Annotated in this window: 7 protein-coding genes; all 7 read right to left on the bottom strand. The window is 43.8% G+C overall.

What is annotated here, in order from left to right:
* Window positions 1-14: 14 nt before the first annotated feature.
* The 7 genes from A5877_RS16210 to A5877_RS16180 all read right to left on the bottom strand — a co-directional run bounded on the left by A5877_RS16210 (window position 15) and on the right by A5877_RS16180 (window position 12,416).
* Entirely contained in the window at window positions 15-1,352 is a 1,338-nt protein-coding gene (locus A5877_RS16210) for a sensor histidine kinase (protein ID WP_061054025.1), read from the bottom strand.
* A gap of 27 nt (window positions 1,353-1,379) precedes the next feature.
* Window positions 1,380-2,081, bottom strand: coding sequence for a LytTR family DNA-binding domain-containing protein (locus A5877_RS16205; RefSeq protein ID WP_087627605.1), 702 nt, complete (start codon window positions 2,079-2,081; stop codon window positions 1,380-1,382).
* Window positions 2,082-2,278: 197 nt separating this feature from the next.
* Window positions 2,279-2,740: a hypothetical protein gene (locus A5877_RS16200; RefSeq protein ID WP_086317321.1), complete on the bottom strand. Its 462-nt coding sequence runs from the start codon at window positions 2,738-2,740 to the stop codon at window positions 2,279-2,281.
* Window positions 2,737-5,808: a glycoside hydrolase family 3 protein gene (locus A5877_RS16195; RefSeq protein WP_254907497.1), complete on the bottom strand. Its 3,072-nt coding sequence runs from the start codon at window positions 5,806-5,808 to the stop codon at window positions 2,737-2,739. The genes A5877_RS16200 and A5877_RS16195 overlap by 4 nt, the downstream gene beginning before the upstream one ends.
* An 80-nt stretch (window positions 5,809-5,888) precedes the next feature.
* On the bottom strand, window positions 5,889-7,463 hold the full coding sequence (locus tag A5877_RS16190; RefSeq protein ID WP_016611074.1) for an MFS transporter: 1,575 nt from the start codon (window positions 7,461-7,463) through the stop codon (window positions 5,889-5,891).
* Complete coding sequence (locus tag A5877_RS16185) at window positions 7,460-10,021, bottom strand: alpha-L-rhamnosidase (protein WP_254907496.1); 2,562 nt, start codon at window positions 10,019-10,021, stop codon at window positions 7,460-7,462. The genes A5877_RS16190 and A5877_RS16185 overlap by 4 nt, the downstream gene beginning before the upstream one ends.
* 10 nt (window positions 10,022-10,031) lie before the next feature.
* On the bottom strand, window positions 10,032-12,416 hold the full coding sequence (locus A5877_RS16180; protein WP_086317317.1) for a glycoside hydrolase family 2 TIM barrel-domain containing protein: 2,385 nt from the start codon (window positions 12,414-12,416) through the stop codon (window positions 10,032-10,034).
* Window positions 12,417-12,560 lie beyond the last annotated feature (144 nt).

Below are 12,560 nucleotides of genomic sequence, written 5' to 3'. Positions count from 1 at the left end.
ATATCTGCTCCAATTTATCCTCGTTTTGGCATAGAATGCCTTACGGGAAACAGCAATTTCAGTTCAAACCAGCCATCTTCTGTTTGGATCACCATCGTTCCTTTGTATTTATTCACCGTTTCGCGGACACTTTTTAATCCATACCCATGAAAATGTTTGTCTTTCTTGGTAGTGATCGGCAAGCCGTTTTCAAACGTTAAGGGTTCTTCGTAGCGATTTTCTAGGCAGATCAAAAGCATCTCCCCTTTACGGCTGATTTTCAATTGAATCAAGCGATTATCTTCTTTGGTGATTTTGCGGACACTTTCAATGGCATTGTCGATAATATTACCAAAAAGCGTACTGATATCCACTGAATTCATAAAAGAAAGGCTTGCCCCATCTGCAATCACGGTGAAGGTGATTTTTTCTTTCTGACAAAAGATTTGTTTTCCTGTCAAAACAATATCTAACACACTATTGCCAGTGTCCATCCTTAAGTCATACGAGTTGATTTCTTTTTCCATGACAGCCAAATAATCCTGTGTCTCCTGCGAGAGAGGATCATTTTTCAAAATATTGATCAAGTGTTTCAGGTCGTGATACTTTTGATTAATGATCTCAATGCTTCTTTCCGAGGTTTGATAATTGATCATTTGATTTTTTAGCAAGCTTTCTAACTTCTGAACCTCAAATTTTTGTTTCATTTCATTCAATTGAACGTGGTAGGCAAACAGCAGCGCCACTCCCCCAAAATCCACCATCGTTCGAATATTAAAAATATCTCTAGCCATGCTGCCACTAAAAGGAGTATTTTGATACACATAGCTGATATTGCTCATGGTGAAAACAACGATCACGATAATCATCACCGAAGTGATTTCTCGATAGGTGATCACTTGTTCGGCACTTTCGATCACAAATCGTTTTTCCAATTTGTACAAAAGGCCTAACAGCATACTGCATCCCAAAAAAATAAACGCATAGGTCCCGATATAATCGAAGGAAACTTTGAAATCCAGTACAAGGAAATAGTAGATTTGATACGTGAGTGATGCAGCAAATTCACCTACGATAAATGCCCGTGCAGTGAAATACAAGGCATTTTTCCACGGAATCTCAGCAGTGGTAAAAAGAAATAGAAACATTATAAGTGCTGAAATTATAATGATCGGAATAAAATAGACTTGTGAGACATCGGCATTGATGATTTCCATATGCAGATACAAGATCAAAAGGAATACAAAGACCCGCCCAATTTTTTTCTTGGTTAGCTTCTCTGTTTTCGTCAGTAATACGAAAAGTAAGGTACTCATCCAATAAGCGATCGCATAAAAAATACCTGGAGTTTCTGATAGTTGATACGGGGACAAAATTGCTTCACCTCATCTAATAGTCATTTAGACATGCCATTGTTTCGCCAGTGTATCCATGATCAATTTGCGTTTTCCTCGGCTGATAGGCAACTCTGCTTCTCCAACGATCACAGTCGAATGATTAATACCCGTGATATGCCTCAGATTGACAATAAACCCACGATGGATCCGTAAAAAACGATCTGGTTGTAACTGCTGTTCCAATTCCCGCATGACACCGATCGATTCTAATTCTTGATCCGTTAATTTAAAAATCAATTTATGTCCTTGGCTTTCCACGTACTGAATCGCGTCTTGATTGACGCGATAATAATTCTGTCCGGCTTTAATACGCAGAAAACTGTCTTCTTTCATCTTCAGTCGCTTGATTGTTTTTTTTAAATACTCCGACAACGAATAATAATTAAAGGGTTTAAGGATATAGCCAATTGCATTGACATCATAGCCTTTGACTGCATATTGCGCCGTACTGGTAATAAAAATGACGAAGACATCGGAATCCCGCTTGCGAATTTCCTCGATCGCTGACATTCCATCGATCAATGGTAGATGGATATCCATCAACAGCAAATCAAATTCCGAGTCATAACGCTCTACGAAATCATACCCATCATGAAAGGTTTCTACTTGAAAAACGACTCCTTCTTTTTCTTGAAAAGTTTGTAAATAAGACAAGAGCTGTTGCCGATATTCTTCTTGATCTTCCACGATTCCAACACGGATCATGCGCTCACCAGCCCGCTGCGTTTTTTTATAGTCATAGTATTCAATCTCCCTCCTCATAAAAAGTAAAGCGTTTTTTTTGTCGTTTTTCTTTTTTTATTTTAACATAGTTCGTTATTTGTGAATCGATTGTTTTTACGCAGGAAAAGCATAGAGAACGAACGCTTTCACGTCATCTCTATGCTTTATTTTTTATCGCTTTAACCAGTAACTGTTTTCTTCTGTCCAACATCGAAAAAGGCTGCGATGACAGAGATCAACCAAGTGGCTACGAAGATAACGATGATCATGATGGCTTGTGAGCCCGCATCGAACGCCGCTTCATTGTTCATTTCAAGGTTAGAGCCGAAAATATAGCCAAAGGATTCAAGTCGCATGCTGATGAAGCGCACTCCACCTAAGATAATCAATAAACTAGCTACGATACGGCTGATATCAGCTGCCATTAACAGTGATTTGGTTTTTGCATGAAAGGATAACCCAATCGTCAAAAGCAGGAATACTAGCGCTGCTGCTAACAAATACAAAACATTGACTTGCATGTCTTGATAATACGCTTTATTAACGTTGGAGATATACAAGAAGACCAAACTCGTCGTAAGGACGAAAACCAGCAGATAGATATACAAACTGATTTTTTGTTTCTTTAGCATTGTCATCATTGTTCCGCTCCCTTCTTCTTCATTGAAATAAAGACATAGCCACCAAAGCTAATAACTGCTACTGCAAGGCCGCCATAGATTCCGACGGTCATGGCTGTCTCCCACCATGGCGTAATTCGGATCGTCTGAACATTTTGGGCGGCACTTTGGGCATAGGCATATAATTGATACTTCATGTTTTCTCTCGCTTGTTCAACAAATTGCGCATCTTGGGCTGCCAAATCAACGGTCAGATAAGGCCAAGCCTCTATGACATTCGCCATCGTCTCATTTGAGGCAAAATCTGCCATCATCGTAACGCCTGCCATAATAATGGATTCTGGACGGAAGTAGCCGTTGTTGTTGACCATATCTGTCGTCAATAAGCCATTAAAGCCCCACTCTTCTCGTAAAATATTGATCAACATTGGGACAGAATTATTCCCATTCGTTGCACCGATCCGACTGAAGGTCACCATTGCACCTAACGCGCCCGCATCCTCAAATGATCCTTGGAAGGCACGTAAATCGCCTTCACGGGCTTTTTGCTCCGTCATATAAGGCGCGATGCCACTTCGTTGTGTTTCTTGATCATTAAATGCCAGATGTTTTGGACCGATTATGATTCCGTAGTCCAAGGCACCTTTGACTGTATTTGCCGACATATAATTAGACAACATTGGGTCTTCCGAATAGTATTCATGGTTTCTTCCGTTGTAAGGGGTCCGATGAATATTAGCTGCTGTCCCCCAAATCAAGTAATTTCCACTCCATAGACCGTCATTACCAAGTAAGTTGCCCCATTCTTCTGCCAGCTCATGACTAAAGGTGCTGCCGATGATCGTAGCATTTGCCATCGTTCCTAGATGGTAATCAGCATTTTCATCATCTTCATTTAACCCTCGACCACTTAGCGTTGTGCCGAAACCATTCGGACCGTCATTTTGATAAACGAGTGGCGAATTGATTTCTTCAATGACATCACTCGTACTTCCACCTTTAGCGATTCGCGGTATCAAAATGTCTAAAGGAATCTGATTGACTAGCTGATCCCAACGAATATCATCGATGTCAGTGACCCCTGCCATATCAGAAAACATCAATGGGTCTTCGATTCCATCTACATTGGCTTCCCCATTTTCCGTAAATTGATAGTTTTCATTCGCAAGGTTTTGGACCCATTCTTCCACTTTGTCACCGTCGATCGTCAAATCGTCATAGGTTCGAGGAAAAGTTCCTGCCCAATCTTGTCGAGTAAGATAGGTGGCATAGTCTGGTTTGTAGTAGTTGATGTCGGCATCTTCCAGCTGATTCACGATCGCCGTGCCATTTTCAGAATAAGCAAATGTTTCTTCGTCAACGGTTCCTTCTTCACCGATCGCCACACTCACTACCTGAGCTTCATTTCCATCGGTATCATGCCCTTTAGCTGCCAATACTGCATTGACGGCTTCGTGTGCTCCATCACCAACAGCAAAATAATAATCGCCGCCATCTAAAATATACCCGCCTAATCCGTCTTTCGCTGTCGAATCCCAGCTAGCCATATATTTCATGTCAACTTCGATCGTAACTGTTTGCGATTCAGAAGGCTCTAATAGCTCTGTTTTCTCAAATCCGATGAGATTGACAGCTGCCTTTTCGATGTTTTGCTCACGATTATAGTCCGTGTATGGCGCATTAAAGTATAGCTGACTAGCAAATTTACCGCTTACATTTCCTGTATTGGTAACAGTCACTGTCGCAGTTACTTTATTGTTTTCTTCGTCGATATCGATCGCATCTAAACGCTGGTCAAAGGTCGTATAAGAAAGACCAAACCCAAAATCATAGGTCACTTCATTGGCATAATCCCAAACGTCTGCCCCATCGATCGCACCGACGTTGCTATCGGCTTGTCCAGCACCGACCACTGTATCATAATAGCGGGTTTCATAATATTTATAACCGGTATAAATTCCTTCGGCTTGGATCAAGTAGTGGTCGGCAGCTAATGACGCATCCCCACCAAAGCTTCCTAAAGGAGAAGTTGCTGGCAGTTCCCCCATCAAGGATTCCTCAAAACGAATTTGAGATAGATCATCCAACTCAATTTTACCAAAATTCTGCATCGCAGGGGAATTCGCAGTTGCAACAGCATAGGTGTCCGTCAAGCGTCCTGAAGGATTGACTGCTCCCGTCAAAATATCGGCAACACCTAAGAAGCCATAAGCACCAGGGAACCCAACGTACAAAATAGCATCGATGGCATCGTCTTTTTCCAGCTCGTCGATTTCCATCGTCGAACTGCTGTTGATCATAACGATCACGCGATCGAAGTTTTCTTTCGCAAGCTCAATCAAGGCTTTCTCATTTTCAACTAGACCTAGCGGCGTATCCGTACCATAAACTTCTTGATCGATGCCTTTTTCTCCAGGATAGTAATCACTGCCCTCAGAGCCTGGTCGTGAAATCACCACAATGGCGGCATCATTATACTCAGCAAAGCTTTCTGTAAAGTCGGAATCATCATTTTGTGCCGTCTCATAAAGATCTGTTGCTGGTTCAGATGGTTCATAAGGGGTTGAAAAATTAGCTGGACGATGCCCGTAGATCGGAACGGTATTCCCAAAACGCTCAAAAGAGCCGGTCTGGATCTCCCCCAGACCATTGTAGATCTCCGTCATCGTAGGATTTAATTCAAATCCTCGTTCCTCTAAAGCTTCTTGGAGATTGATTTGGGAATCGCCAACAACGGTACTCCCCATTGTCCCACCTAAAAATGGATAAGCACTCCCCATCCCCAACAAGGTGACCCGATTCTCTGTTTCCGCTAGGGGCAACGCTTGATTTTGATTTTTTAATAAAACGGTCCCTTCTGCTGACATTCGTTCACCCAGGTCACGATGTGCTTGGATCAGCTCCGCACTAGTTTCGTAATCAGAAGTGAATTTGTCATCATTGATGATTTTGGTACTTGAAGTCCCAAGGGCACCATCAATGATCGGGCGCCACTGATCTGCAACGCCGGTCAAGCCCATCAAAGCACCTGACATCGATAATGACAGTGCAGTCATCCCTCTGCATAGTCGTGATAGATTTTGATTCATGTAGATTTCCTCCTTTTTTCAACTCATGTTTTCCCTTTGGATATGTTTCTTGAATGGTATTTTCTTATCTACTCCCTCCTTTAGGTTTTCATCGCTTCTTGCGATTGTTTTGCCCGTTGTTCTTCTAAAATCAATCGTTCTTGGGGATCGATCCATTCTCCGCCAGATTGGAGAACCTTTTCCTTCTGACTAGCTAAGATCAGCGCCTGATCTTCTTTCGTGTGCTTTTCTACGGTTAGAAAAAGGAGCAAGATCGCAATACCCGCATAACAAATCAACTCAAACCCTAAAAATGCCCAAACAAGAACGGACGAAACTTGTGCGTTTTGGGTGACAGCAGTCGGGTCATAGCCGCTGAGCGTCAGCAAACTGTTGACTAAGGCATTCCCAACCCCTGTCAGACCTACCATGATCGAACCGTAAACAGACATCGTAAACCCATCGCTACGAAAGCCATTTTTGGCTTCTAAGTGATCCAGCACATCTGAAAGTAGCGCTAGTGTCACAAACATCGCAGGCACAGCACCGATCCCTTTTAAAACCAAACCGATGGCAACCGTTGTGAAATCATGGACATCGATAAAACTGATCAGGCCACCTACCACAGCAAAAACGATCCCTAGCAAAACGGAATTGCGTTTACCCAGTTTGTTTGCCAGCGGCCATGCCACCAACATCCCAATTGCGGTCGGTAAACCAGCGATCAAACCTAGTGAGCCCATTGCGACACCGGCAGAGGCTTCGTCGACCACGGAACTAAACATCCAGCGAGCGTAATACCCCATCGATCCGTTTTTTACGAGCCCACCGAACTGGAACAAGAAGAAGTAAGAGATGATCAACCACCAATACTTATCCGAAATACAGGCGGAGAACTGCTTTTTCAAAGAAATCTTCTCTTCTTTGATCGCTAGTTTGGCGTTTTCTTCAGTGATTCGTTCTCGGGTAAAGTAATACTCTAAGAAAATGGCTAGAAACGTCGTGACACATAAAAAGATCATCATCACGCGCCAGTTGTTATAGCTAGCTGCTCGATCGATCACACCCTCCGTCGAAACGAAAAGATAGCTTTGTAACAAGATCGGCACTAAGATACTTCCGCCTAACCCGACAGCCGCTACACCCGAGGCATTAGAAAATGTCGCTAATTTGCCGCGCTGATTACTATCTCGTGTGGATAAGGCGACCATGGAACTATGTGCTGTGTAAAAGAATGGATAGGCTACGGCGTAATAAAAATTATAGGAAAACGCCAGCCAGATCATCTGTAACGTCGGGGATGCGTTCGTTGGTGTAATGAATAGAAATACGATCGCTATCACCAATAACGGTGCAGAAATCAACATATACGGTCGAGCTTTTCCCTGGCTGGTTCGCGTATTATCGATTAATCGACCAACGAATAAGTTACCCAAAATGACAAAGACCACTGAGATTAATGGTAATAAGGCTGAAAAATGCCCGAACTGATTTGTATCTGTCCAACCAATCACATCTGAATAATAACGGTTCAAATAGGCACCGAAGATCGCATTGGAAAGCAATGCCAAAAAAGGCCCAATAAAATATCCTAGAAAAACTTCTTTCTTTTCGACTTTTGCGGTGGTGATTTTAGTCTTGAAGGCGGGCGCTTCAAAGAGTGTTTTGACTTTCATGCGCTGCTTCCTCCTATTGCTTCTGAAAAATGATACTGTCCGTTGGTCAACTGATGGCGCTGACCACTAGGCATTTGTAAATAAGCGGTCGTCCCGATAGGTACCTGCACTTCAATCGAAAAGTAACCATCAGCGATCTGCCAATTGCTGATAATTTCGCCATAACTACACCTTACTTTCGTCTTGGCAAAGGTCAGATCACCACCAATGATCGGTCGCACAGTGAACGCTTGATAGCCGCCTTTGATCGGTTCGATCCCGGCGATCCGCCGATAGAAAAAGTCGCCGACTGCCCCGCTGGCATAATGATTGAAGGAAACCATTCCATTGGTTCCATCATCGGCACCCGTATTACTAGTACCGTCTTCTCTCAAGGCATCCCAGCGTTCCCAAATCGTTGTGCCGCCAGCTTTTACTTGAAAAAGCCAAGATGGGCAGGTATCTGTTAAAAGCATTCGATAGGCTTCTTCTACATACCCATTATCTGCCAATGCAAACAAAATATACGGGGTACCAGGAAAACCGGTGCCGATATGATATTCGTTTTCTCGTACCAAACGTGCCAGGTTGGCTGCCGCTTTTTTCGCATCTGTCTCTGAAAGCATTTGGTAATAAAGCGGTAAGACATACGCAGTTTGAAATTCTTTTTTCACACGGGCATCTTTGTCCATCAGTAATTGGCGATAAGCAGTGGATGTTTCATGAAAAATTTTCTGATAGTACGTGCTATCTTCAGAATAGCCCAAGATCGTTGCAATCTGTGCTAAAAGATTGCTGGTGTTGGCAAGGCTAGCCGTGCCTGTCCATTTGCCCCGCAGCATCCACGTCCAAAGTTTGCCTTCAGGGGCGACCCAATCGCCATAATGATGCAGCAAACGCCAAATTCGTCGGTGCTTGCCAAAGGAAAACAGTTGTGCCCAAAACAGACACGCTTTGTGGTATTTCTTCATCGCATGGTATGTGGTGCGCAGGATTTCTGGATCACCACTACTTAAGTACTCCGCCCATGGAACCAAAATCACGGCATCTCCCCAGTGATCAACGGCCATTGGGATCATGATCTCCCATTGAAAAGGCACGACCACCAGCGGTACGGTTACTGGAATTCCGCCACTTTTTCTTTGTTCTGAACGGACATCTTGAAGCCACTTCTCATAAAAACGACGCATATCAAAGTTAGTAGAAGCCGTTCGAGCAAACAAAGCAATATCCCCGGTCCAGCCCATTCGTTCATCCCGTTGGGGGCAATCGGTGGGAATATCGACAAAATTAGATTTTGCTCCCCACAAAATGTTGCTTTGCAGCTGATTCAACTGAGGATTAGAACAAGTAAAAGAGCCGGTTTCCCTTACGTCAGAATACAAAGCGATTCCTTCAATGGTGATTGCTTCTGGATCGATTCCTTCGACACTCAGATAGCGAAAGCCCATGTAGGTCAACCGTGGCTGATAGACTTGCTTTCCCTCCTTGCAGGTGTAAATAATTGCTTGCTTCGCAGTCCTGAGCGGTTCGGTAAACAGTTTGCCATCCATCAAAATTTCAGCATGTCTGATCGTTAGTTTCTGACCTTCATTTCCTTGAATGGTCAGCTTGACAATACCGGCAAAATTTTGCCCCATGTCATAGAGCCATTTTCCACTCGGTGATCGTGTCATTGACGTTGGCTCAAAAACCTCATGCTCTCGCACAGGTACACCAATTTGGGCAATGATCCGCGGCTTGATTTTGACTGTTTCAAGGGAAGCTGGTTGCCACGAGCGTTGCGTTTCATGGAACCGTGCATCGTAAATTTCGCCGTTGTAAAATTCCGCCTCTTTTAACGGACCCTCCATTGCTGTTTGCCAGTTTGTATCAGTAACGATCTTCTCAAAAGACCCATCACTGTATTCAATGTGAACCTCCGCTAAAAAGGCTTGTCTTTTGGCATAGACGCGGTTGCGTCGTGCGTAGGTAAACGCACCAGAAGCCCATCCTCCTGCCACGACAACTTCCATTTCGTTGCTCTTTGCCAACTGTTTTGTGATGTCATACGTTTGATACTGCAACTGATGTTTATAAGAGGTGAAACCTGGAGCAAAATAGTCGCGACCAATTTTTTCTCCATTCAGGGTCATCTCATAGATCCCTAACGCTGTGGCATAAATCCGTGCCTTGACAACTGACTTTTCACAGGAAAAGGTATGTTTGAAGTACATCGGTTTTGGCGATGCTTTCTTCTCCGTAAAACGATAACTTCCATTGGTGATCCATGATGCTGAAAATGAACCGTCCATCTTCCCCGTCTCAAAATCGCAACTGGCTGCTGCTTGATTTCCTTGATCATCTTCTACTGTCAAATGGACGGTATAGGTGGCGAAAGGCTCCAATGGCGGACCATCGTAATAATGATGGTTCCCACTGGTCGCATCGCACGTCCATTCCCCCAGCGTTAAGACTGCTTTTTTGATCGTTGTATTTTGTCTTTGACTGGCAACGGTATAGGAAAAACAAGGATTGGACTTATCAGTGACGCATTCTTTTTCTAAATCTTCAACAGTAAAACGCGTAATCTCTAGCATACATCCTCCTTCATTTCGTGTCATTGCTTTTTTTCACTACTTCGTTTATCTGAATGGCTGTACGCTCAGACCTACTTCCGTCAGCTGCCATCAGTTCGATTTCGTTTGCTTCAGAATCAGCTTGCACGATCGCTAGTGCTTCGCCATAATAGGTTTTCGTTTTCGAACCAGTATAGCCTTCTGGGTTGTAAGGACAAGCATGACCTAACCCTAATAGCTTACCGCCTTTGACAGAAACCGCGACTTCATGGTTTTCCATCGGCTTTAAAATGCCGTTGCGATCGGTATACCGCAAACGAATAAAGGCCAGCCCTCGAGGAGAAACAGTACTACTTTCAGGTTCAAGCGTTAACTGAGTTTCTTTTTGTGCGGTCACTAAAGAACTACGGCTAATTTCTTGCTCATTTTCGTCATAGGAAACAACGGTCAATGTGCCACTTTGATAAGTGGTCTTGACGACGGTTCGACAATCATTTTTCATTTTTTTCTTAACGACGAGCTGATCATTCAAATAAAGAGCGATTTGAGCCGCTCGAGCATAGACTTCTACTTCGGCTTTCTGACCTTCGCAGCCCGGCCATGTCCAAGAAGACATCGCATCCGTCAATTTCCATGCGGATGGTGAATGTTTGCCTTTTTGATAAACAGGCTTCACCGCTAAAAGGGGCGTTGTGGTTTTTTCGAATGCCACTTTTGTGTAAAGGGTTTCGCCACCTGCTGCACCGGTGATATCCAAGCGACCGCTTCCAGCGGTCAACCAACCAGCTGGACTGGCATTTTTAGGATAGGCATCTTCATAAACCCACGAACCAATACCGGCTTCACCGATATAGTCCATGCCTGCCCACACGAAATCCCCAATAATACGAGGGTGTTTTTTTGCCAGTTCCAAGAAATAAAAAGCATCCTTACAGAAAGTTTCTGTGCCTAAAATCAGGCGCTTTGGATATTTTTTCAGGTCTTTTTTATAGCGTAAAATGCCGTAATTGTAGCCGGCTATGTCCATATTGGCAAATGATTCATAGGTCGTGCGGTCACTTCCTCTGAGGGTGGCCCCCAACTTCATGGTTTTATCGCCCAACAAACCAGCCAGCTTATTATAAAACTCACTTCCGACAGCTTTTTTCTTTTCTTTTTGGGCTTTTTCATCAGTATAGACCCCAAAGCCTAATGAGCTTAGATAATTGAAAAAGATGTTGACACCACATGTTACCGGTCGCGTTGGGTCCAACCCATGCAAGTGTTCCGTTAACTCTTTCGTCAGCTCGATCCCCCGTGGTTCGGCTGTTTCCGAGACTTCATTCCCCGTCGAATAGAGGATCACGCTAGGATGATTAAAATCTTTGTCCACCATATCAGCAAGATCCTGACGCCACCAATCACTAAAATCATTGGCATAATCGTAACGGGTTTTATGGGTGTACCACATGTCGACATATTCATCCATGACCAGCATTCCCAACTCGTCACAAGCATCAAGTAGTGCTTTTGAGCAAGGATTATGGGCTGAACGAATCGCATTATAGCCAGCTTCTTGCAAGAGCTTGACTTTTCGTCTTTCGGCATCTGGAAAAGCAGCGGCGCCTAACAAGCCGTTGTCATGATGTATACAGGCCCCTTTTAAGATGCGACGAACCCCATTGATCAAAAGCCCCGCTTCCGAATCCCAAGTCAAGGTCCTCAGACCAAAACGTGTCTGGTATTGACTCCCTTCGTACTCAACTTGACACTCGTATAAGTTCGGCTCTTCTGGTGACCATGCCTTTGCATTGGGCAGCGGTAGGTTGATCTGTGCTGATCCGTCGATCGAGACATTCGTCCTTGCGATCACTTCCTCCCCATCGACAATCGAGACCCGCGCTTCGCCTTTACTGTTGGATTTTAAAGTCAATGAAATCACTGGTGGTTTTGTTGATACAGTAGTGATTTTTATGCCATTTAGCAAAAGATGCTTTTTCGGTAAAACCAGCAGATTGACGGGACGGTAAATCCCTGTGCCAGTGTACCAGCGACTATTTGGCTGATCGGCATTTCGGGCAATGACCTCAATGGTATTTTCCGATCCAAAGTGCAAAAACGCATCCGCTTCGACATAAAAGTTGGTGTATCCGTATGGACGAAAACCAGCCTTTTTTCCATTGATGATCACTTCGGCGTTGCGATAGACTCCTTCAAATTCAAAAACGACTTTTTTATCTTGGTAGTCCTCAGGCACGAAAAATGTTTTCTTATAGAGGTAATCAAGTCCTTCATACCAGCCGATGTTGGCAGCGCCTAAACTCGATTCGCTTCGTGGCTCTTCGCGCATTGCATCATGTGGGATGGAAACAGGTTTCTGATTGTTTGTGCCTAAAACACCACAGACCCAACCTTCATTAAAATTTATGATCTCCAAAAGAATCCCTCTTTCTTCCTCAATTCTTTACGAAACCAATTATAGCGTGCACAACACGCAAAAAAACGCTTTCTCACGAATGGTCGACTTTTTTGCACGAACGGTTATGATCTCCAAAAAAAAGACAAACCTCATTGATTCATA

It is taken from the genome of Enterococcus sp. 3C7_DIV0644, assembly GCF_002141235.1.
GTDB lineage: Bacteria > Bacillota > Bacilli > Lactobacillales > Enterococcaceae > Enterococcus_D > Enterococcus_D entomosocium.
Note: the sequence above shows the minus strand (reverse complement) of the source record. Positions and strands in the feature narration are given on the sequence as shown.